21 protein-coding genes are annotated in these 22,560 nt (G+C 61.9%); 5 read left to right on the top strand and 16 right to left on the bottom strand.

What is annotated here, in order from left to right:
• Positions 1-562 precede the first annotated feature (562 nt).
• The gene (locus tag IFT47_RS05785; protein ID WP_192172029.1) at positions 563-1,678 is read left to right on the top strand and encodes a DUF2817 domain-containing protein; all 1,116 of its coding nucleotides are present in this window, start codon (positions 563-565) and stop codon (positions 1,676-1,678) included.
• 119 nt (positions 1,679-1,797) lie between these two features.
• Here the strand turns inward: IFT47_RS05785 and IFT47_RS05780 are convergent, their stop codons facing one another.
• On the bottom strand, positions 1,798-2,640 hold the full coding sequence (locus IFT47_RS05780) for an NAD-dependent protein deacetylase (protein ID WP_192172028.1): 843 nt from the start codon (positions 2,638-2,640) through the stop codon (positions 1,798-1,800).
• 235 nt (positions 2,641-2,875) lie between these two features.
• Positions 2,876-3,700, bottom strand: a complete 825-nt coding sequence (locus tag IFT47_RS05775) for an HDOD domain-containing protein (protein WP_407073219.1) — start codon at positions 3,698-3,700, stop codon at positions 2,876-2,878.
• Positions 3,701-3,980: 280 nt separating this feature from the next.
• On the opposite strand from IFT47_RS05775, the gene IFT47_RS05770 reads away from it, so the two are divergent.
• Both IFT47_RS05770 and IFT47_RS05765 read left to right on the top strand, forming a co-directional pair.
• A complete protein-coding gene (locus IFT47_RS05770) occupies positions 3,981-5,000 on the top strand; it encodes a branched-chain amino acid aminotransferase (protein WP_192172026.1) in 1,020 nt (339 codons plus the stop codon).
• A 227-nt stretch (positions 5,001-5,227) separates the two neighbouring features.
• Positions 5,228-6,469: a serine hydrolase domain-containing protein gene (locus IFT47_RS05765; RefSeq protein ID WP_192172025.1), complete on the top strand. Its 1,242-nt coding sequence runs from the start codon at positions 5,228-5,230 to the stop codon at positions 6,467-6,469.
• A gap of 148 nt (positions 6,470-6,617) precedes the next feature.
• Here the strand turns inward: IFT47_RS05765 and IFT47_RS05760 are convergent, their stop codons facing one another.
• The 5 genes from IFT47_RS05760 to IFT47_RS05740 all read right to left on the bottom strand — a co-directional run bounded on the left by IFT47_RS05760 (position 6,618) and on the right by IFT47_RS05740 (position 10,391).
• Positions 6,618-7,544 carry a LysR family transcriptional regulator gene (locus IFT47_RS05760; RefSeq protein ID WP_192172024.1) on the bottom strand — a complete coding sequence of 309 codons (927 nt, stop codon included), beginning with the start codon at positions 7,542-7,544 and terminating at the stop codon, positions 6,618-6,620.
• A gap of 59 nt (positions 7,545-7,603) precedes the next feature.
• Positions 7,604-8,533, bottom strand: coding sequence for an AEC family transporter (locus tag IFT47_RS05755; protein ID WP_192172023.1), 930 nt, complete (start codon positions 8,531-8,533; stop codon positions 7,604-7,606).
• 169 nt (positions 8,534-8,702) lie between these two features.
• Positions 8,703-9,023: an RcnB family protein gene (locus IFT47_RS05750; protein ID WP_192172022.1), complete on the bottom strand. Its 321-nt coding sequence runs from the start codon at positions 9,021-9,023 to the stop codon at positions 8,703-8,705.
• 82 nt (positions 9,024-9,105) lie between these two features.
• Complete coding sequence (locus tag IFT47_RS05745; protein WP_192172021.1) at positions 9,106-9,414, bottom strand: RcnB family protein; 309 nt, start codon at positions 9,412-9,414, stop codon at positions 9,106-9,108.
• Between the two features lie 119 nt (positions 9,415-9,533).
• Positions 9,534-10,391 carry an SDR family oxidoreductase gene (locus IFT47_RS05740; protein WP_192172020.1) on the bottom strand — a complete coding sequence of 286 codons (858 nt, stop codon included), beginning with the start codon at positions 10,389-10,391 and terminating at the stop codon, positions 9,534-9,536.
• A gap of 84 nt (positions 10,392-10,475) precedes the next feature.
• On the opposite strand from IFT47_RS05740, the gene IFT47_RS05735 reads away from it, so the two are divergent.
• Positions 10,476-10,889 carry a winged helix-turn-helix transcriptional regulator gene (locus IFT47_RS05735; RefSeq protein ID WP_192172019.1) on the top strand — a complete coding sequence of 138 codons (414 nt, stop codon included), beginning with the start codon at positions 10,476-10,478 and terminating at the stop codon, positions 10,887-10,889.
• A 116-nt stretch (positions 10,890-11,005) separates the two neighbouring features.
• Here the strand turns inward: IFT47_RS05735 and IFT47_RS05730 are convergent, their stop codons facing one another.
• Positions 11,006-12,190, bottom strand: a complete 1,185-nt coding sequence (locus tag IFT47_RS05730) for an MFS transporter (RefSeq protein ID WP_192172018.1) — start codon at positions 12,188-12,190, stop codon at positions 11,006-11,008.
• 106 nt (positions 12,191-12,296) lie between these two features.
• On the opposite strand from IFT47_RS05730, the gene IFT47_RS05725 reads away from it, so the two are divergent.
• Positions 12,297-13,238 (top strand): LysR substrate-binding domain-containing protein, encoded by a 942-nt coding sequence (locus tag IFT47_RS05725; protein WP_192172287.1) that lies wholly within the window; start codon positions 12,297-12,299, stop codon positions 13,236-13,238.
• Between the two features lie 20 nt (positions 13,239-13,258).
• On the opposite strand, the gene IFT47_RS05720 is transcribed toward IFT47_RS05725, so the two are convergent.
• From IFT47_RS05720 to IFT47_RS05685, 8 genes are all read right to left on the bottom strand, one after another.
• Positions 13,259-13,726: a GNAT family N-acetyltransferase gene (locus IFT47_RS05720; RefSeq protein WP_192172017.1), complete on the bottom strand. Its 468-nt coding sequence runs from the start codon at positions 13,724-13,726 to the stop codon at positions 13,259-13,261.
• On the bottom strand, positions 13,723-17,400 hold the full coding sequence (locus IFT47_RS05715; RefSeq protein WP_192172016.1) for a transporter substrate-binding domain-containing protein: 3,678 nt from the start codon (positions 17,398-17,400) through the stop codon (positions 13,723-13,725). Before IFT47_RS05715 ends, IFT47_RS05720 begins: the two co-directional genes overlap by 4 nt.
• A gap of 8 nt (positions 17,401-17,408) precedes the next feature.
• On the bottom strand, positions 17,409-18,035 hold the full coding sequence (locus IFT47_RS05710) for a response regulator transcription factor (protein WP_065991486.1): 627 nt from the start codon (positions 18,033-18,035) through the stop codon (positions 17,409-17,411).
• Positions 18,036-18,398: 363 nt separating this feature from the next.
• The gene (locus IFT47_RS05705; RefSeq protein ID WP_192172015.1) at positions 18,399-18,788 is read right to left on the bottom strand and encodes a response regulator; all 390 of its coding nucleotides are present in this window, start codon (positions 18,786-18,788) and stop codon (positions 18,399-18,401) included.
• Positions 18,789-19,097: 309 nt separating this feature from the next.
• Entirely contained in the window at positions 19,098-20,429 is a 1,332-nt protein-coding gene (locus IFT47_RS05700; RefSeq protein ID WP_192172014.1) for a deoxyguanosinetriphosphate triphosphohydrolase, read from the bottom strand.
• Between the two features lie 95 nt (positions 20,430-20,524).
• Complete coding sequence (locus IFT47_RS05695) at positions 20,525-21,688, bottom strand: EAL domain-containing protein (RefSeq protein WP_192172013.1); 1,164 nt, start codon at positions 21,686-21,688, stop codon at positions 20,525-20,527.
• 142 nt (positions 21,689-21,830) lie between these two features.
• Positions 21,831-22,172, bottom strand: coding sequence for a hypothetical protein (locus IFT47_RS05690; protein ID WP_192172012.1), 342 nt, complete (start codon positions 22,170-22,172; stop codon positions 21,831-21,833).
• On the bottom strand, positions 22,169-22,555 hold the full coding sequence (locus IFT47_RS05685; RefSeq protein ID WP_192172011.1) for a phage holin family protein: 387 nt from the start codon (positions 22,553-22,555) through the stop codon (positions 22,169-22,171). Before IFT47_RS05685 ends, IFT47_RS05690 begins: the two co-directional genes overlap by 4 nt.
• Positions 22,556-22,560: the final 5 nt, after the last annotated feature.

Below are 22,560 nucleotides of genomic sequence, written 5' to 3'. Positions count from 1 at the left end.
CGCGTTATTCAAACCGTTATGTGAGCAGGCGCATCTGTCCCGAAAAAAAACAATAAAAAGTGGCCGCCGGATCGCTATAACAGCGACAGCCATTGACGCAAAACAAATGTGGGGCACCGCAGCGAATTGACGCTGGGTTTCAGCCGGAGCGCTGAAGGGTGATGGGGCGGGTGGCTGGCTCGCTGACGGAGGCGTGCAGCGGAAAAGGCAAGGCGCGGCGTGGGCGGATCGGGTGTGAAATGCGCATGTCTGGCACGAATCGAATTCCTTATCGACGGACGCCAGACTTCTGGTCGGCGTCCTGCACTGTTTCGGACGGGGTAATGTCCGGTTCCTGCACACGGGTGCGTGGTGCGCACCGTTTGGCAGCGTAGACTCGCGGCAGCCGGGGCTGGACGCGAAGCGTTTCGTGGTACTGACGTTCCACAAGAGAAACACTAGAAAGAAGTGTGCCAAAACGTGTCCGGTTGTAACATTTCTGACGCAGTGTCCTTTCTGCGCGGCGTTCCGGCTGTCTATTCCGGGCCCATACGCGCGGTGTCATCGATTCTGGAGCGCATCAATGAGCCACTTTTTCCCAGTTCGTCCGGGTTATCGCCAGCTTCGCGAGCGCTTCATTGCCGCAGCCACGGCGGCTGGCGCGCGGTTGAGTGAATACGTTCACCCGTTGTCGGGTCCTTTTGGCGAGCCGCTGGCCACGGACGTCGCCTGGCTGGGCGACCCGGATGCGCGGCGGGTGTTGGTGGCGCTGAGTGGCACCCATGGCGTCGAGGGTTATTACGGCTCCGATTGCCAGAGCCGCTGGCTCGAGGGTTTTGATCCATGCGCGCTGCCCGAGGGCGTTGCGGTCCTGATGATTCACCTGATCAACCCCTGGGGCACGGCGTGGATGCGCCGGGTCAACGAGGACAACCTTGATCAGAACCGCAACTACCTGGACTTTAATCGGCCGCTACCGGACAACCGCGCCTACGCCGACGTCCACGGGATTTACGCCTGCGAGCAGCTGCGCGGGCCAAAGCGCGATCAGGCGGATGCGTTGTTTCAGGCAGCGATCGACGCGCGGGGTTGGGCAGGGTTGATGTCGGTGGTGGAGGCGGGGCAGTACGCATTCCCCGATGGGTTGTTTTTCGGCGGCAGCGGGCCGAGCTGGTCCAATCGCACCCTGCGCAGCATCGTCGGGCGATACCTGCAGGACGCCGAGGTGGTGACCTGTTTCGACCTGCACACCGGCGCGGGGGATTACGGTCATCCGATGCTGATGAGCATTGTCGAGTCGGCTTACCCCGCGCTCGATGACGCCAAAGCGTTATTCGGGCCGTGGCTGTTCACGCTGATCACCGGCGCCAATCGGGTCAGCGAAACCGGTGTCGCGGCGACCTCCACCGGCTACACCTCGCAGATGCTCCTCGACGCCTTGCCGGGCGTGCACCTGATGCCGTTTGTCATCGAGTGCGGCACGTACCCGGGCGCAGAGGTGCATGGGCATTTGCGGGATGATCACTGGCTGCACCTGCACGGCGATCCCCTGGACGAGACCGGTCGACGGATCAAGGAAGGGCTGCTGGAGCAGTTTTACCCGGCGGACCCGGACTGGCAGGAAGTGGCGTGGGTGAGGACGCGGCAGGTGTGGGACAGGGCGCTGGCGGCGTTGCCGGGGATTCGCGCAATCAGATGAAGGATCGGGCAAGGTGGGAGCGGACTTGCTCACGATATAGGGTGGGCCATCCGCTAAATCTTCAGCGACTGAAATGCCGTCTTCGTGAGCAAGCTCACTCCCACATGTCGTGCTGCCCGTTAACCCTGTAACAGCCGCTGGGCCAACGCTGGCAACAGCACCTCGCATGACGCTTCGATCTTGAGATCCAGCAGATCATCCGCCCGGGTTTTGCCCAGGTTGATGGCGATCAGCGGTTTGCCCTGATCCTTGATCGCGCGGCACAGGCGGAAGGCGGAGAACGCCATCAGCGACGACCCCACCACCAGCAGTCCCTGGGCTTCTTCCACCCGATGCATGGCCTTGGCCGCCGTGGGTGGCGCCACGTTTTCGCCGAAAAACACCACGTCCGGCTTCATTCGCTCGCCGCCGCAGTGGGGGCAGTGCGGCACCTGGAAGCGTTCTTCGAAGGCGGGGTCCAGCAAAGTGTCGCCATCCGGCGCCTGCACCGCATCGACGCCCGCCAGGTACGGGTTTTGCTCGATCAGGGTCAACTGAATGATGTCGCGTTCGGTGCGGTGGTGGCAGTCCAGGCACAGCACCCAGTGCAGACTGCCGTGCAATTCCACGACGTCATGACTGCCGGCCTGATCGTGCAAGGTATCGACGTTCTGAGTGATCACCCCGCTGATGAGATCGTGTTGCTGCAAGCGGGCAATCGCTTCGTGGGCCGGAGTGGGTAGCGCGGCGCGAACCCGGGGCCAGCCGAGCATTGCCCGGGCCCAGTAACGGCGCCGGGCTTCAGGGGCATTGAGGAATTCCTGAAACATCATCGGCTGCCGACCCCGCCGCACGCCCTCGCTGTCGCGGTAATCCGGAATACCGGACGACGTACTGATCCCGGCGCCGGTCAGCACGAGGAACGAGCGGTCGTGCATCCAGTGCAGCAGGGTGTCGACGTAGGTGTCAGGAACATCAGGCATGCACAGGTTCTCAAGAGCGGCTGTGCGCTGATACTAGTGGGACAGGCTTCAGCCGGGAAGAGGCCTCGGTCAGCACCCTCAATTTTGCAGAGTGACGCCTAACGTTTTCCCGGCTGAAGCCAGTCCTACGAGTGACCGTGTTGTGTCAGTGGGACCGAGATCAATTTGTAGGACCGGCTTCAGCCGGGAAGGGGTCGGTTCAGGCGCCATCCATTTCAGACCATAACCGCTTTCCCTAACTCAACAACTCCGCAAACGCTTTGTCGTCCTCCAACACCTTCGGCAGCGCCGCGAACACTGCTTCCAGATCAACCCCCTCCAGCAATGGCCCATCCACTTCCTGCTTCGCCTGCGCCGTGGCGCCGCCGTGATTTTCCAGCGCAGCGGAAATGGTCAATGCCTGGGCAACAATCCGTGGCTGGGTCGCGTCTCCCGGCGCCTGCATGGGCCGCGCCTGATAGGCGATGGCGTTCTGGATGACCTCCGGCAATCCCCAGCGTCGGGCCAGTTCCGCGCCGACTTCCGGGTAACCAAAGCCCAATTGCAAGGTTTCAATCGCCGCACGCCCGGTTGTCCCGGTCTTGGTCACGCTGTTTATGCGCTCGGCAACGGCTGGTGCGCCGGTCTGGATCAGCAGCTCGCCGATGTCGTGCATGACCCCACAGGTGAAGGCGATTTCGGCATCGGCGCCGGACTGTTTCGCCAGCAAGCGGCAGATCCCGGCCACTTGAAAGCTCTTCAGCCAGAAGCCCTTCAGGTCAAAACTCGGCCCTGCCTTGAACGCGCCGGTGACTGCGGAGGCCAGCACCAATGTGCGCAGGGTGTTGAACCCCAGGCGCATGGCAGCGTCCTCGATGCTCGACGACTCTCGCGCACCGCGAAAGCGCGCGGAGTTGGCCAGCCGCAGAATTTTCGCCGCGATCACCGGGTCTTTTTCGATGTTGCCGGCAATGCTGCCCAGGTCCGACGACGGGCTGTCGAATTGCTTGATCAGGTCCTGCGCCACCTTGGGAATGCTGGGAAGACTGCTCAAATCGGCGAACAACTGATCGATACCCATGGGTGCTGCTCCTGTCTCAGACGATTTACACACCTTAGGCAACATTGGCGAAACTGCACGCGTCTCTGGGCGGTTTTGCTACAGACGGCACAAACCGGCGCGCACAGGCACGCTAGCGGCGGATCTTTTTCAGCTCATCGGCCGCCGAGGCGGTTTGCAGGGAGAAAAATCAGTAATATGGCGACACACCGGAACGGGTTGCGTCCTGCTCCGGGCCTTATCGATGAAACGCCAGACGCCGGACACTCCCGGCCGAGCTGGCCTGGACATAGAGGGTGTCATGGGTAACGAAAGCATTAACTGGGACAAGCTCGGCTTCGACTACATCAAGACCGACAAACGCTACCTGGCACACTGGCGCGATGGCGAGTGGGACCAAGGCACCCTGACCGAAGACAACGTGCTGCACATCAGCGAAGGCTCGACCGCGCTGCATTACGGCCAGCAATGCTTCGAAGGCCTCAAGGCCTATCGCGCCAAAGACGGCTCGATCAACCTGTTCCGACCCGACCAGAATGCCGCGCGCATGCAGCGCAGCTGCAGCCGCCTGCTGATGCCCCACGTGCCGACCGAGCAGTTCATCGAAGCGTGCAAGCAAGTGGTCCGCGCCAACGAGCGCTTCATCCCGCCGTATGGCACTGGCGGCGCGCTCTACCTGCGTCCGTTCGTGATCGGCGTCGGCGACAACATCGGCGTGCGCGCTGCGCCCGAGTTCATCTTCTCGGTGTTCTGCATCCCGGTGGGCCCGTACTTCAAGGGCGGCATGAAACCCCACAACTTCGTGATCTCCAGCTACGACCGCGCCGCGCCACAAGGCACCGGCGCTGCGAAAGTCGGCGGTAACTATGCCGCGAGCATGATGCCAGGCAGTGAGGCCAAGAAAGCCAACTTCGCCGACGCCATCTACCTCGATCCGCTGACCCACAGCAAGATCGAAGAGGTCGGCTCGGCCAACTTCTTCGGGATTACCCACGACGACGAGTTCATCACGCCGAAATCGCCGTCGGTGCTGCCAGGCATTACTCGCCTGTCATTGCTCGAACTGGCGCAGAGCCGCCTGGGCCTGAAGGTCATCGAAGGCGAGGTGTTCATCGACAAGCTCGACCTGTTCAAGGAAGCCGGCGCGTGCGGCACTGCGGCGGTGATCACTCCGATCGGCGGCATCAGCTACAAAGACAAGCTGCACGTGTTCCACAGCGAAACCGACGTCGGTCCCGTGACCCAGCGCCTGTATAAAGAGCTGACCGGCATTCAGTACGGCGACATCGAGGGCCCGGCGGGCTGGATCGTCAAAGTCTGATTCGACGCGTCCTGCAAGCCTGAAAAACCACCGCCTTCGTGCGGTGGTTTTTTTTGCCTTCGATTCGGTCAGGTGCGCAATCGCAGACGTCAGGGTAGGAAACCACTGAACTGTTCACCCGGTGCAATACCGGTGAGTGGGCTATGGTTCAAACGCGCACGTTCTTTCAGTCGGACCGGTTTTAGTCGGAAATTCAGCGTCCATCGACGACAAAAAAAGGATACGTCATGCACTTACCCGTCTCCCGTCCCGCCGCTTTCAACCGGCCACTGACCCTGTCCTTCGGCCTGCTCGCCGCCGCGTTTGTTTCCACTGCCTGGGCAGACGACTACCCCCACGCCCAGGAACCCATCGGCACGGTCGAGCAGATCTACGACGGCGCCATGCTCCCGGACCTGGCGGTCAGCACCTATCGCAATATCGGCCGGCTGTTTCCCACCCACACCATCCAGGCGGGCTATCATCCCTATGCACTGCCGAAGTCGGAGCGACAACTGCCCAACGTGCGCTTCACCGTCGAGGGCAAAAAGTACGACCTGTACGACTTCGTGGCGCTGGACAGTATTACCGCGATGCTGGTGATCAAGGACGGCAAGATCGTCTTCGAGACCTATCAGCGCGGCAACACCGAGAAAACCCGCTGGATGTCGATGTCGATGGCCAAATCCATCACCTCGACCCTGACCGCGGCGGCAATCAAGGATGGCCTGATCAAGGGCCTTGACGCCCAGGTGGTCGATTACGTGCCGGCCCTCAAAGGCAGCGCCTACGACGGGGTGACCGTGCGCAACGTGCTGATGATGTCCTCGGGGGTGAAGTGGAACGAGACCTACACCGATCCGGCGTCGGATCGGCGGACGTTGCTCAAGGCGCAGATTTCCCAGCAGCCCCATTCGGCCATGGCGCTGATGGCGAGCCTGCCGCGCGCAGCGGAACCCGGCACGGTAAACAACTACAGTACGGGCGAAACTCAGGTCCTCGGCGAGATTGTGCGGGGCGCGGTGAAGATGCCGCTGGCCGAGTACCTGTCGAAGAAGATCTGGCAGCCGTTCGGCATGGAAAGCGACGCGACCTGGTGGCTGGACTCCCCTGACGGCGTGGAGATCGGCGGCAGCGGCATCAGCGCCACCCTGCGGGATTACGGGCGCTTCGGCCTGTTCTTCATGAACGATGGCAAGATCAACGGCACTTCGATCCTGCCCGACGGCTGGGTCAGGGAGGCGACGCTGCCAACCACCCTCAAAGGCGGCAAGAGCCTGGATTACGGCTACATGTGGTGGACCGCCTGGACTGCGCCCTCGGTCAAAGATGGCGCCTATTCGGCAGTCGGCATCCAGGGACAGAACATTTACGTTAACCCGGCCAACAACGTGGTGATCGTCACCTTCGGCGCGCAGCCCAAGCCGGTTGACAAAGAGCCCATCGACCCGATGGCCTTCTTCGATGCGGTGGTCGCGGCGTTGAAATGATGGCAGGTAGGAGAGACTCAACCGGTCCGCTGGATCAACGCGATCCCTGTGGGACCGGCTTTAGCCGGGAAGACGCCTGTGCAAACGACATCATTTTTGCGGAGTCTTCGCCGATGCGTTCCCGGCTAAAGCCGGTCCTACCAGCCTGCTAACGCCGCCCCTGCAAGCCCTTCGACATCACCCCATATTCCCCCAGCAATTGCTCCAGCCAATCCATGAACACCCGGCACCGCTGGGGCAGGTGCCTGCGATGGGCGTAGAGCAGTGACACCGGCATCGCCGTTGGCCGGTACTCGGGGAGGATTTCGATCAAGGCGCCGCGTTGCTGCTGGTAAGCGTCAGCCAGGCGCGGAATCTGGATGATCCCCAGCCCGCCGACACACGCCGCCTCGTAGGCTTCGATGTTGTTCACCGTCACACTGCAGGGCATCGACACATGGAAATCCTTGCCCTCGCGGCAATACTCGAATAACGATTCGGCAGCGCCGAAAGCCGGTGCGTAGTTAATGAGCCGGTGCTGCTGCAGGTCTTCCAGATTCTGCGGAATCCCGAACCGCTCGGCATAGCTCTCGCTGACGCAGTTGATCATCCCGAACAGGCCGACGTTGCGTGCGATCAGCGGCGTGTCCGGCAGGGCGCCAATGCGCAGCACGCAATCAAAGCCCTCGCGGATCAGATCGACGCGCCGGTCGGTACTGCTGATCTCGAGCTCGATCAGCGGGTGCCGCTCAAGGAATTCACCTAGCCGTGGCATCACCAGGCGCCGGGCAATGGCGGTGGGCATGTCCACCCGCAGCCGTCCGCTGAGCGCCGAGTTGTCCTGGCGGAACAGGCCTTCCAGCTCGTCCATCTGACTGAGCACATCCTTGCTGCGCTCATACAGCGCCTGGCCATCGGGGGTCACTTGCACCTTGCGCGTGGTACGCAGGAGCAGTCGCGCGCCGAGCAGTTCTTCGAGGCTGCGCACATGCTCCGACACCGTCGAGCGCGGCAGGCCCAAGGCGTCGCCGGCGTGGGTGAAGCTCGACAGCTCGGCGACCCTGACGAAGGTTTTCAGCAAATCCAGCTTGTTCATTTTGACGCACCCATCTAGTGCCTGAATGTATGCCCGAGCTCATCCCCGACGTCAGCCCGTCAACCGTTGATGTAATAGATGCACAGCGACAGCGTCACCAGCGAGCCCAGCGTCGAGATCAGAATCGTGCTCGACACCACCGACGCCTCGCGCTTGTAGTACTCGGCCAGCATGAACGGGCCGGTGCCAGTGGGCAGGGCGCTCAACAACAAGGCAGAGTTCGCCCACAGCGGCGGCAGGTTGAACACCCGATACGCCAGAAACCAGGTCAGCAGCGGGTGGGCGATCAGTTTTATCAGCACCAGCAACGTCGTGCCCTCACGCGGCCCTTGCTGTTTTTGGGCGAGAAACAGGCCCAGGGAAATCAGCGCACAGGGCGTCGTCGCCGCACCCAGCAGGCTGAGAAATTTATCCACCGCGCCCGGCAATACCACGCCGGTGGACGCCCAGCAGGCGCCCAGTATCGGCGAGACCACCAGCGGGTTTTTCGCCAGTGCCAGCAGCACTTTGAGCACGATGCGGTGCACCCGGGCCTCGCTTTGCAACCCGATTTCGATGCACACCAGGGCGATGCCGAACACCACGCAGACCACCAGCAACGAGGCGATGAGCGCCGGTTCCAGGCCGTCCTGCCCCAGCACCATGACGCACAGCGGGATGCCGATGTAGCCGGTGTTGGCGTAGGAGGCGCTGAGGGCGTCGATGCTGGCATCGGCAAAATACCCGGCTTTCCGGCGCCGCAGCAGCAGGGTAATGACGAACATCGCCATAGTCGACAGGGTGAAGGTCAGCACGAAACCCGGGTGCCAGATCTGCGCCCAGGTGGCGTGGGCAGTGGCGGTGAACAGCAGTGCCGGCAAACACAGCCAGACCACCATTCGGTTGATTTCAGAGGCGGCGGTCGGTCCGAGGCGGTTGGTGCGGCGACAGAGGTAGCCCACCAGAATGAGGGCGAAGATGGGCAGCAAGACATTCAAGACGGAAGACATCGAACCCGGGCCTATGGCGCAACAGACAGGAGCCGCAGAGTAGAGGGCGCAATCGTTAGGGTGCAACCTTTCTTGTCAGCCGTTGCAAGGGGTGGCGAGCATTTGGATGAGGGGAAAAGGCAAAGCGGTGCCCGAGGGATGTCGGGCACGGTGGACGTTACGTCGGCAATTACTTTTTCAGCGGTTTGAGATTGCCCGGCGCGATGTCTAGGACTTTGCCGTCTTCCATGTTGATGAGCGCATATTTATCGCTGATCAGTACCCATTGCGTGCCTTCTTTGGGCGCGGTCAGGCCCTTGCCTTGCCAGTCCTTGACGCCGACGCGCTCGTCTTTGTAAAGGTCATGGGTGGTGTCGCCGACCTTGTACTGTTCATTGGTGTGTTCCGCCTGCACGCTTTTGGTCGCAGGGGTTTGCGCCATCGCCGTGAAGCTGGTGCCGCTCAGACAAGTGACCACTGCCGCGCAAGCCATCAGTTTTTTGATGTTCATGGGAATTCCTTTGGTCGTCCGTATAGGTTCTTTGACCTGGTGCGCGCCGCACGGACCCGACGCGCTGGGTCAGTGCCCCGGTTTATTTTTCGATCGGGACAATCTTGGTGATCTGGCCGTTGGTGGTTTGCACTTCGACGTATTTGTCGTGGATGCGCGTCCACTGGCTCATTTTGGCCGGTTCTTCCAGACCCTTGGCTTTCCAGTCCTTGATCGCGGCGTCCGGACGCTGGAATTCCTGCGGCGAACGGCTGCCGACTTCGAGCTCCCGCATATTGTCTCGGGAAGGTTGAATGGTCGGCTCCGTTGCGTTGGCGGCTTGGACCGTGAAACTTGCAACGGAAACGCTACCCAGAATCGCCAGACCGGCAATGAGCGATTTGCTGTTCATTCGAAACTCCTTGGCCAGCGCGTGGTGCGCTGTCATTGGTTTCGACCCTGAGGGGCGCAAATCATTCAGTGCCCGTGCTGGCGTGCCGCCCGCGTGCAGCTGCGAGGCGGCAGCGAAGGTTACCGGGGCAGCGCTTCGGCAATGCTCGCCGACAGCGGTGCGGTCGGCCGGCCAATCAGGCGGCTCAACTGGCGAGTGTCGTCGAACAGGGCACCCTTGGCCGCAGCGGCATCGGAGTTGGCGAGCAACTCGGCGACGAACTCCGGCAGCCCGGCGTGCAGCAACGCAGCCTTGTAATCGGCCTCGGGAAGATCGGTGTAGACGACAGGCTTGCCGGATTGCTGCGCGATTTGAGCGGCAAATTCCTTCAGCGTGTAGGACTCGTCGCCGGCCAGCTCGTAGACCTTGCCCGCCTGATCCTCAGTGGATGTCAGTACGACGGCCGCTGCCGCTGCGTAGTCTGCCCGGGCGGCAGAGCTGATCCGGCCATCACCCGCGCTGCCGTAATGGGCGCCGTTCTCTACCGCGTGGGCAACGCCGGCCGTGTAGTTTTCGTGGTACCAGCCATTGCGCAGCACCACCGCCGGAACGCCGGATTGCGCCAGGGCCGCCTCGGTCTGCTTGTGTTCTTCGGCCAGGCCCAGCGCCGAGGTGTCGGCGTGGAGCACGCTGGTGTAACCCAGCAGTTTCACGCCCGCGCGTTTGGCCGCGTCGATCACCGCCTGATGCTGAGCGACCCGCTGGCCCACTTCACTGGACGAGATCAGCAGGACTTTCTCGGCGCCTGCAAAGGCCTGGTCCAGAGTGGTCGGCTGCGCGTAATCGGCCTGGCGAACCTGCACGCCCCTGGCGGCGAGGTCAGCAACCTTTTCCGGATCACGGGCCGCCGCAACGATCTGCGAGGCAGGCACGGTTTCGAGCAGTTGAGCGATGACGAGGCGGCCCAGCTGGCCTGATGCACCGGTGATGACGATCATGATGATTCCCGAACGAAGTTGATTGAGCGATCAGCATAGTCACCGTGCTAACCTTTCGTAAGTACGTACGAAAAGGTAAGTGTCATGAACGATATTGCTTCGCCCTCGGTAGGCTCCGTCTCACTGCTCGAGCGTATTCGTACCGGTGAGGTGCTGGCCCGGGACTGCCCGTCGCGGGAAATCCTCAATCATGTGTGCAGCCGCTGGGGCGTGCTGGTGCTGGTGGCGTTGCTGGACGGCATGCACCGGTTCAGTGAACTGCGGCGCAAGATCGGCGGCGTCAGCGAAAAGATGCTGTCGCAGACGCTGCAGTGCCTGGAACAGGATGGGTTTGTCGACCGCACAGCGCTGCCGGTGGTGCCGCCCCACGTCGAATACCGTTTGACGGCGATGGGCGAGGAGGTCGCCCTGCAGATGGACGGGCTGACCACCTGGATCGAAGACAACCTGCCGCGGATTCTGGCGGCGCGGGAAGGGAAAGCGTCGTCACCTGAGTGACCGGTTCTTCTCATTGGCAGATTCGGGATGCCGCGCTCAAAAAGCGGCATCCCGATGCTGCGTGTTCTGCCTGGCAAGACAGCAACCCAACATCGCTTCACTGCCAGACCAAGTCCTTAACGCTTACGCATCATCAACAGCGCAACCACAATCGCCAGGGCGGCGATCCCGGTCGCGATCCAGCCCAGCGACCCCAGTCCGAAGTGGCCGATACCCAGCCCGCCAAAAATCGCACCCAAGCCAATGCCCGCGTTGGCCGCCGAAATGTTCATGGTCGCCGCCAGTGCCTGAGCCTTGGCACCGGCCTGCATCACGCGCACCTGGCACACCGGAAACAGCGCGGTGTACGCAACGCCCCATAAGACCAGCGCGGCGATCAGCCAGATATGGTCCGTGGCCAATGGAATGGCGGCGGCCATGCCGATACTCAGAATCACCAGGAACAGCACCATCGCGCCCAGCGGGCTGCGATCGACCAACTTTCCGCCCCATTGGTTGCCGATCATGCCGACCGCGCCGAAGCCCATCAGCCACCAGCCGACCTGATTGGTCGGAACGCCGGCCAGGGTCTGGAGGATATCGGCCAGATAGGTGTAAGCCGTGAACATCGCGGTGAACGCGAGCACCGACAGCAACACGTGGGCGAGGAAGCGTGGCTGTTTCAGGATGTCGGTCTGCTTCTCGCCGTGCTTGGCAGGGGAGGAAGGCAAGGTCGGCATGCACAGTTGCATCAGGATGGCGATCACCAGCGAGATGACGGCCAGGACCCAGAAGCTGCCGCGCCAGCCGAGGGTGTCGGCGGCGACGGTCCCCAACGGCACACCGAACACCAGGGCGGCGGAAATGCCCAGGTAGACCCGCGACACCGCCTGACCCGATTTGCCGGGTGCTGCCAGTTGCCCGGCAGTTTCGCTGGCGGTGCCCCAGAACACAGGCAGGCCCAGCGCCGGAATGAAGCGCGCGAGGGCCATGACCCAGATATTGGTGGACAGCGCCGCCAGCACGTTGGAAGCGGCGAACACCAGCAGGATGATGGTGAAGAGTTTCTTGCGCTCGACACTCGCCAGTTTTGCCGTGAGGAACGGCCCGCACAACATCACGGTAAAGGCGAACAGTGTCACCACCTGGCCAGCCACGGCGATCGATACGCCCAGGTCCTTGGCCATGGCCGGAAGCAGGCCGACGATGAGGAATTCAGTGGTGACGATGATGAATGCAGCGATCGCCATGATCAGGATTTGTATCCCTGATCGGGACGAGGCATCCGGCGCAGAGGCCGTTGCGGAATGTGAAGGTTGCATAGAAGAAGCTCCAATGGACGTTGCCATAGCCTATTGGAGATGTGAGTTCTCATCCGCGACATAAATGACTTACTATCGCGAACTCAGTTCAGCAATGGTAATCGCCGTGTTCTCATCCGAGCGTCTCAAGGGCATTGATGTATTTGTGGCCGTGGCCGATTTCGGCAGCTTCGCCAACGCCGCATTGAAGCTGAACCTGACGGCATCGGCGGTCAGCAAAAGCATCGCCCGCCTGGAGCAGCGATTGGGCCAGCGCTTGTTCAATCGCACCACGCGCCGCCTGGCCCTCACCGAAGCCGGCGTGAAGTTCTACGCCACCTGCAGCGGCGTGCTGGCTGATCTCGAAGAAGCCGAACTGGCCCTCGCATCGGAGCGGCATGAGCCCCATGGCCGGGTGCGGATCGATTTGCCGGCCTCCTACGGACGTCTCCATGTGTTGCCGCTGATCCTCAACTTCGTCAGGGAATACCCGCTGCTGCAGCCGCACATTTCGTTCTCTGACCGATTTATCGACCCGGTGCATGAAGGCATCGATATTGTGGTCAGAATCGGCGGGCGCGATGCATGGGCGGCGGGGTTGGGGCATCGTTTCATCGGCGCTCAGCGACTGGTGTTCTGCGCCGCGCCGAGTTACATCGCCGAGCACGGTCGGCCCGAGACGGACGCCGATCTTGAGCATCATCATTGCATCGCCTACGGCCAGTCCGACGGGCAGGTCGGGCCGTGGTATTTTCGCGGGCGCGTGCCGGGGGATCAGGAGCGGCGCGTCATTCATCCGCGGATCGCCGTCGGCGACGGGGAGGGCGAAGTATCGGCCACCCTGGCCGGGCATGGCGTCGCGCAATTGCCGACCTGGCTGGTGCAAACCCACCTCAACGAAGGTCGGCTGGTTGAAGTGCTGCCGGAGCTTGCCACCGATGGACTGCCGATGAATCTGGTCTGGCTGAAAACCCGAGAGGCGCTGCCGAAAGTGAGCATTCTGCTGAAATACCTGAGCGAACACCTGGCGCCCTACGGCAGCGTCGATTCTGCTACCGGGCCGGTCTGAACGGGGCACACATCGACGGGCTATAAATCTTTGCCCATGGTCATTTCACAGACAGCCATCCCCGACGTTTCGTACAGCCTCCGCGCCCCATGGTTGTCAGCAAATACGTTGAGCTCCAGACGCCGGATACCGCGCTCAATGGCCCACGCTTCGACGGCGCTCAGTGCCTGCCGGCTCAGGCCCTGACGTCGGAAGGCCTGATGAATCTCCAGGTCGTAGATGAACAGCCTGGCCGGCAACGGCGGGTCCTCGACGACGCCTACCCACAGGCTGCCCACCTCAACGCCTTCGTCGATGCATAGGCAGTAGAACCAATGCCCCTCGGTGTCCAGACCCTCCGCCAACAGGTCGTTGAAGTCAGCGCTGGCGCTTTCGAAGGCCAGCGCCTCAGACAATCCGTAGGTGCGCGCGATATCCCGGGCATACCCGGCGACCGAGCGGGCAGCAAATGCCTGAAAATCAGCGGCGGTCATCGGCATCAGCATCATGTCTGCGGCCCCGCCTGGGGCACGAGCGCTTTCCCGCGATAAGACACCAACGCCTGCTCCAGCGCGCCCATCGCCTCATAAAGGGCTGACTGCCGCTCGCCGATAGTGGCGGCCGGCGCTTCGGCCTCGCAGGCCGCTTCCAGCGCTTCGCAGCCCTCGATGACAGCCGTCGCGGAAATGATGTTCGCGGCGCCGCGCACCTTGTGGCCGATGTCTTTCAGCTGCTCCGGGTGCGTGGTCGCGTTCAGCTCGGCACGGTCCTGATGAATGCTGGCGATGAGTTGAGCGAGCAACCGCTCGTTCATGTCGGCCCTGCCGCCGGTCAGCGCTTCGATGGCGTGCGGGTCGAACACCGCCTGGGGCGGCTGAACGGGCACGGCGGGCAGCATGCCCGGCGCAGACGAGGCTCGCAGCGGCATGACCTTGCTCAAGCGGTCGTTCAGCGCGGTCAGGCTGATGGGTTTGAACAGGCAATCATCCATGCCGGCATCACGGCAGCGTTGCTTTTCCTCCGGCTGCGCATTGGCGGTGTAGCCCAGCACGGTGCAGCGCGGACGTGCCTCGGTTTGCTCCAGCTGGCGGATGGCCCGCGTCAGGTCGTAGCCGTTCATGACCGGCATGTTGCAATCGGCGATCACCAGATCGAAACGCTCTGCACGCCAGCGCTCCAGGGCTTCGGCGCCCTGGAGCGCCATGTCGCAACGGTGCCCGAGAAAGCACAGTTGCTCGAACAGCAGCAGGCGGTTGGCCGGGTGATCGTCCACGATCAGAATGTGCAGCTGGCCCGAGGCGTGGGGCGCCGCCTCGCGGGCAATGCTCTTCGCATCGAGCGGCTCCAGGGTAGTGAATTCGAAGGTCATCTCGATTCGCGTGCCATCCCCGGGACGGCTGCTCAGCGTCAGGTTTCCGCCCATCATTTCGCACAGACTGCGACAGATCACCAGACCCAGCCCTGCGCCAGTGCGCGCCAGCTGCCCTGATTGATCGACCTGGGCGAAGGGCGCAAACAACCGCTGCTGGTCCTGCTCGGTGATCCCGATGCCGCTGTCGTGAATCACCACCTGCACGCGCATTTGCTGCGGGCTGCGGCCGGCTTCGGTCTGTAGGCTGATCTTGACCTGACCCATTTCGGTGAATTTGATGGCATTGCTGATGAGATTGGAAAGGATCTGCTTGAAACGCAGCGGGTCGATCAGCACGTCCGTGTTGGTTCGCGCGTCCAGATCCAGGGCCAGCGTGAGGCTTTTTTGCCGGGCCAGGCCGTCGAACACCCGCACCACGGATTCGACCAGTTGGCGCAGATTTGCGCGCTCGGGGCTCAGGCTCAATCGGCCGGATTCGATGCGCGCGATGTCGAGAATGTCGCCGATCAGCTCCAGCAAATCCTTCGCCGAGCTGTAGGCCACTTCAATGGCCGGGCGGTCCAGATGGCCGTGGTCGGCACGCTTCAGGGCCAGCTCGAGCATGCCGATGACCGCGTTCATGGGCGTGCGGATCTCATGGCTCATGGTCGCCAGAAAGGTGCTTTTGGCGCGGTTGGCATCGTCCGCCAGCTCCTTGGCCGTCTGCAGCTGCTCGATCAATTGCCGCCGTTCGCTGATGTCGATCCAGCCGCCAATGATGCCTTGCACTTTGCCGAGGGAATCGCGGAACGGCAGGATCCAGTGGTAGATCGTCAGCTCGCGGCCGCCAATGTGCAGCGAGCGATCCAGAATCAGCGGCTCGTTTTCGGCCATGACACGCTTGTAATCCTCGACGTAGCCCAAGGCCTCTTCAGTGTCGCTCAATATGCCGTCCAGAATGCTTTCGCCGATCACCTCCTCGCGCCGCGCGGCGAAGGCGGCGAGGTAGCTTTCATTGCACATTTGCAGCAGGCCGTCGCGGTCGCGGACGTAGATCGGATGAGGCGTGCCATTGACCAGCGCGCTCATGAATTCGAACTGGTCGTTGAGCGCCCGCTCGGCTCGCTCGCGCTGTTTGATCTGCCGGCGCATCCAGGCATTCCAGGCCAGCGAGCCCAGCAGCAGCAGGCTGGCGCCGCCGATGATTTGATAGATCAACAGCTCATAGTCGTGCCACGCGCCGCTGCTTGGCGGGGTATAGGTGCGCCAGCGATTGTTGATCGCGGCCAGGTCTTCCGGGGCGATGCTCGACAGCGCCTTGTCGAGAATCGAGGTCAGCTCGGTGGCATTGCGGGACGTGGCCATGGCAATGCGCGCCGGTTCCTGCCCGACCGTCACGCGCATCTGCAGCGTGTCGTTCAACGCCCGGGAGGACAGAAAATAACTGGCGCTGAACAGCGACGTGATGGCGCCCTCTGCCCGGCCGTGGGCGAGCATGTCCAGGGCTTGGGCCGGGTTGTCGACCTCCACCGGATAAATGCCCGGGTGGTGGTCGCGCAGGAAGGGCAGGATCGGGCTGCTGAGGGCCAGCGCCACCCGCTTGCCGTCCAGTTGATCGAGATTGGAGGGGGCCGAGGTTTCCTTGCGCGTGACCAGCACGAACACATTGTCCATGTAGGGGCGGCTGAAATTGAAGCGGTTCTGGCGCTCCTCGCTGGGGATCATCGCGCCGATCAGGTCGGCCTGGCCCTGGCTCAACTGATTGGTCATGTCGTTCATGCTGGCGGCATGGCTGACTTTAAAGGTGAGCCCGGTGCGCAGGCGGATGAGTTCGAGTAAATCGGCGGTGACGCCGCTGAAATTGCCGGCCGCATCAAAGAACGTCAGCGGCGCGTAGGCTTCGTTGAACACCACGCGAACGATCGGGTGCTGGGCGATCCAGCGTTCTTCCCGTTGATTGAGCTGTAGCTTCTGGTCGGTCAGCATCAGGTCGCTGCCGGCGCCCCAGCGTTTGGAAATGGCGATGCGCTCTTCCACCGGAATGCCCTTGAGCACCCGATTGACGATGTCCAGCAGTACCGGGTTGGACGCCTCCACCGCGAAGCTGAAACCGTTTGCCTCGTGCTTGCCGAAATTGGCCATCTGCACGTTGTTCAGATAGCCCTTGTTGATCACGTAGTGAGTGGAAATCGTGTCCCCCAGAAACACGTCGGCCTGGTTGAAGGCCACGGCGTTGATCGCACTCTGGAAGGAGGGGAAGGTCTGCAGGCGCGCCTTGGGATACAGCGAGGCGATTTCCTCCGGCGGCAGGTAGTGATAAACCATGCTCAGGCGCAAACCGTTGAGGTCGCCGCTCAAAGGTCGGGTTTCTCCCGCGCGGGTCACCAGCACGGGCTGATCAACGGCGTAGGGCGTGGACAGCACGATCCCGCGCGACGCCGCCTCATAGCCGTTGGCGCTGCCCAGCAGGTCGATTTCGCCTTTGCTCAGCGCCTGCACCGCCTCGTCGCGGCTGGCGAAACGCAGGACTTTGACCGGCAGGTCGAGTACGCGCCCGAGAATGCCGACGTAATCAGCGGTAAAGCCTTCGTAGTCGTGCCCGGTCAGGGTCATGTCGAAAGGCGGGTAGTCCGGCGCGGAGGTGCCGACCACCAGTTCGCGCTTGTTGCGCACCCATTGCCACTGGGCGCGCTCCAGCGTCACGTCCATGTGCGCAGGGTTGGAGCGGCTGAGCAGCGTGTAGCGTTCCGGTGCCAGGGGATCTGCCTGGGTATCGAAGCCCACGCAGACCATCACGGCTGCTATCCAATAGTCCTTTAACGCCTTTGGCATCCTGTCTCTCACACTAGCGAATTGCGTTTTGCCATCTCGATAAGTTCTACCAGAGTCTTGGCCTTGAGTTTTTGCATCAATCGGGTTTTGTAAGTGCTGACCGTTTTGTTGCTGAGGAACATGCCTTTGGCGATTTCCTTGTTTGTCCGCCCCTGGGCAAACAGTTGCAACACCATCAGTTCACGGTCATTGACGAGTTTGAAGCGCTCAAGCTCGTTGGGGTCACCCTCTTTTTTGATCGACGCGGCAAGGGCCTGACTGGGAAAGTAATTGTAGCCGGATAATACCGCTTTTACCGAGCTGACAAGTTCGCTGAGGTCTTCCTGCTTGCACACATAACCCGAGGCCCCCGACTGCATGCATCGGATGGCGAACAGGCTCGGCGCCTGAGCGGTGAGTACGAGAATCTTCGAGGGCAGGTTCATGGCGTTGAAGCGGGCGAGGACTTCGAGCCCGTCCAGCTTGGGGATGCTGATGTCGAGGATGATCAGGTCGGGCATGCATTCACGGACCATCTGCATGGCGTCGACGCCGTTGTCGGTCTCTCCGACCACCTCGTAATTTTCGTTTTCCAGAAGCATACGTATGGCCATGCGTATGACCGGGTGGTCGTCGATAATAAAAATTGAGTTCATGATGAATCCATAACGGGTGGCAAGAAAGCGCGCACCTTATCTCAGATGTTCAAGGCGCACATAAGGAGATCATGCCCGAAGCGCTATATAGGAATGTTCCTACAGAAATAAGCGTATGTGCGTACATGGATGCACGCAGCGGTCATGAATGTTTAATACGTAACTGCAGTTACCCTTGAATTAAATGCATTTAAACGCACGTGTTTATTTCGAATCGGAATAACCCTACACATTCGCGAAACTGTGCCTACATTTTTAAATACGTCGCTTGCCGGATATCAACGGCACATCAGAAATGCGCACTCGGCATTGGCCTGGATGAGTGCTGACACAGACAGGGAAAGACCGGCCTGCAAGCGAACATTACGCGGGTGTGGACAGCAGACTGATCAGCTCCAGGGTGTTGAGCGGTTTGCTCAGGCACCCCAGCAATGGCAGGCCCATCGCTTTGGCTTCCGACTCAAGGGTGGCCAGCGGATCGGCATCGAGGCCGCTGAGCAGGACGGCACGCTGGATCAAGCCGCGCTGGTTCGCCGTCTGTATCAGCTCCAGGCCGCACATACCGGGCAGACGCTGGTCGCAGAGCAGGAGGTCATAGGGTTCGGCGCTGCGCTCCATGGCGCCGAGTGCTTCGCTGGCATTGAGCGCCGGCGTGATGCGGTACAGGCCATGGTTGTTCAGCAGGATCTGCAAGGCGATCAGTTGAAACGGATGATCCTCTACCAGCAGGATTCGGAAATCTTTAGTGAACATCGGCGGTTCCAGACGTAGGGGAAGTGAGCGCCGCTGTTTGAAGGCGGGCTGGCGGCGCGCTCGCAGGGCGAGCGGTGTCTTCGGGAGGTAATGGGTCGAGTTGTCCCAAGGCTCGGAATGGCGCGGATTATTCGGCAGGGATGTACGACCAGCGATAAGGGCATTCCGACGGTTGTGTAGGAAATATCCGAAGTTGCTGTTGGATTGCCTGAAGGCCCAACGAGAAAAGCCCGAATCCGGGCCCTGATTCAGGGTCGGATTCGGGCTTTTGCCAGCGCCTTCGAAAAGGCGCGACGGCTAAAGGCGCCGCTAGACGGGGCTGGAGTGCCCGGTCATTTCACGGGCCATTTCGCTGGCGTAGCTGTCGGTCATGCCGGCGATGAAATCGATGACCCGGAGAAAGGACGTGTGCAGCGGCCAGCTCGGGTCGGGCGCGTTATTGCCGAGCAGATCGAGAATGCGCCGGCTCTTGAACGACAGGTCATGCCCGCCGAATTGCTCCAGTGCCGCGCCGCAGAACGCATTGAGCAGGATCTCCAGCGTGGTGTAGGCGCCGATTTCGTGGAGCGTCTTGCGCTTGTCCTGAAAGATCTTCTTGCGCGCCATGTCCTTGGCGTTGAGCACGCAGCGTTTGGCCGGCCCGTGCATGTGCTCGACCAGATCACCGTGCAGTGTGCCGGCCAGCAGCGCGTCCTGCTGTTCGACGAACGCGCGGGCGGCGGCGTTGGTCAGGTGCTCGATGGCTTTGCCCCGCAGAATCGCCAGCTTGCGACGCCGCGAGTCATTCGGTCCCAACTGGCGATAGGTCTCCGGCAGGTCATCGCCCACCAGACCCAGCAGCAGCGACTCTACTTCGTCGTAGGTGAGCAACTCCATTTCCAGGCCGTCTTCGAGATCGATCAGCGCGTAGCAGATGTCGTCAGCAGCCTCCATCAGGTACACCAGCGGATGCCGGGCCCAGCGTTGGTCCTCGATCTGCGGCAGGCCGAGTTTGCCGGCGATCTGCTCCAGGATCGGCAGCTCGCTCTGGTAGCAACCGAACTTGTGTTTCTTGTAGCCCAGCGAGTCGGCGTGACGCGCCGTCCACGGGTATTTCAGGTAGGTGCCCAGGGTGGCGTAGGTCAGCCGCGTGCCGCCCTCGAACTGGTGGTATTCCAGCTGAGTCAGGACGCGGAAGCCCTGGGCATTGCCTTCGAAATTGAGGAAGTCATTGCGCTCGACCTCGCTCATCGCGTCCAGCCAGCCACGGCCGGCGGCCTGTTTGAACCAGTTGCGAATGGCGTCTTCGCCGGAGTGGCCGAACGGCGGGTTGCCGATGTCGTGGGCCAGGCAGGCCGATTGCACGACCATGCCCAGATCGCTGGGGTCACACCAGTCGGGCAGGGCGCTGCGCAGGGTTTCGCCGACGCGCATGCCCAGCGAGCGGCCGACGCAACTGACTTCCAGCGAGTGGGTCAGGCGCGTATGGATGTGGTCGTTGCTGGTGACCGGATGAACTTGAGTCTTGCGGCCGAGACGGCGAAAGGCCCCGGAGAAAATGATCCGGTCGTGATCCTTGTGGAACGGACTGCGCCCCAATTCTTCAGGGCTGTGCAGGGTCTTGCCAAGGCGCTCGCGGGTGAGCAGGGTTTGCCAATCCAAGGCCGGTACTCCGTCGGGTGATTACCGCGCTAGCTTCCCGGTTCGCCCCGCACGCTGCAAGCACAAGATCGATGAAACGACACCAGCAAGCACCGTCAAAACCCGGCCGCGTCGACATCGATCAGCAACAGACGCTCGCCGTTGTCGAAGAACTGCCCAGCGGTTAGGCAATACTGATTGCTGGTGGCGTCGCGGTAGGTGCTCGACAGCGTCAGGCGCCTCTCGTGCCATCCCTCGGCGAGCAGGTGATAGAAGTAGGGCCGCCAGGACCAGTTATGGCCCAGATACCGGGCGTCCGCCGTCCAGGCCCCGTTGCGCCATTCCAGATTGGGCGTGAGCTGCGTGCCGTGGCGGTCGCACTGATAAAAGCGCAACAGCCATGGGAAGTCCGTGACCTGGGGCAAATCACTCAGCGACGCATTGCCTTCGGCCCAGCGCTGCAGCCGGGAGATCAATTGCGTGAGTTGCCTGCGCAGGGTCATCAGCTGTTCCCGCTCGGCGACTTTCCTCATCACGTAACGATCGCGCAGGGCAGCGAAGCGGTCGACGAACGCATCGGCTGCGAAGAAATCCAGCTGCGCCGGGGCGAACAGATAGCCCTGGACATAACGCGAGCCGCATTCGAGGGCGAAGTCCAGTTCGGCTTCTGTCTCGACGCCTTCGGCGATGATCCAGCACCCGGTTTTCTCCGCCATCTGCGCGAGGGCCTTGACCACATCGCTGCTGGGGCCGCCCCGGGCTGCGGCCTGAAACAGGCGCATGTCCAGCTTGAGAATGTCGGGTTGCAACGCCAGCACCCGGTCCAGCTGCGAATAGCCGGCGCCGAAATCATCGATGGCGATGCGTGCGCCGGCGTCGCGGTAGCGGGCCACTACCTCATTGAGGCGCTGCCCGTCGCCGCTCAACTCGGTAATTTCGAAGACGATCCGTTCTGCGGGGATCCCATAGCTCTGCAGCTGTTTGAGGCTGGGTGGCGATTCATCGGGGCGCAGGCGGCTGATCCAGCGCGGGGAGATGTTCAGGCTGAGGAACCAGTCGCCGGGCGCCTCAGGGAAACGGCTCAGGGCGTTGTCGCGAACCTGCCGGTCCAGCCGACGCAATTGCACGGCCGGCCGCCGCGGATCCGCAAAAAGTGGGCCGACCGATTGCAGGCTGCCATCCGCCTGGCGCAGGCGGCCCAGGGCTTCGATGCCGGCGATGCGGCCGGTCGCGGTGTCGATGAACGGCTGAAAACAGGCGAGGGGTTGCCCATCGAACACATGGCCTCCTTAGTGGCGATTGAGTGGGGTGGCGTTGGCGAGGGAGTGGCTGCGGGTTCTCGTTCGACAAGCACCGTCGTCTCACCCGATACGCATATCGGGCAAGGCGGGGTTTGTTAGCAAGAATGCAGCCAGAAGGCGTTTAGCGACGGCGGGACGAGTTCTGCAGGGCCATTTTGATCAACGGCAAAACGGTTGCGCTGAACTTGATTAGCCGGGTGACGCTGCCGGTTTTTTTGCTGCGCGTGCCCTTGCCAGTGAGAAATCCCAGCAGGGTGACGACGCCGACGCCCCACAGCGGCCCATGCTTGATGCCGAGGGAGCCGGGCAGGTCAGAGGCCATGCCGCGCATGCGTTGCAGGGGATGCATCAATCGCGAGGATTCCTGACGGATCTCTTGACGGTGCATCTCCATGCGCAGGCGGATCAGCGCTTTGCGCAGCTCGCGACGATTGTGGGTCTGGGGCAATTGAGGTGTGCTCATGGCATCAGTCGCTCGCGGTCGTTAGCCAGTTCTTCCAGGGTCGAATGGAAGGGTGAAGACTCATCGAAAACAGCTGCCTTGAGCCGCATGGCGCAGAACAATGCCGCCAGTGTGTACAACCCGCACAAGCCGATGATTCCGTAGAGGCGATAGCTGTCCCAGACCAGAACCAGCAGCAGCGCGGACAGGCCGATGAGCAGCAGCAACGCGAAAACCAGCGCCAGGCCTGCGAACAGCAACAGCCTGACGGTACGGGCTTTCTGCTCCTGAAGCTCGATGCCGAACAGTTCGACATGGGTGTGCAACAGCCCCAGAATGGCCGCACCCAGCCGCCGTGGCGAAGAGGATTGTTCGGTCCCGGTTGGACCTGTCGGCTGCGTCATGGCCG

This window comes from Pseudomonas sp. CFBP 13711 (assembly GCF_014842265.1).
GTDB lineage: Bacteria > Pseudomonadota > Gammaproteobacteria > Pseudomonadales > Pseudomonadaceae > Aquipseudomonas.
Note: the sequence above shows the minus strand (reverse complement) of the source record. Positions and strands in the feature narration are given on the sequence as shown.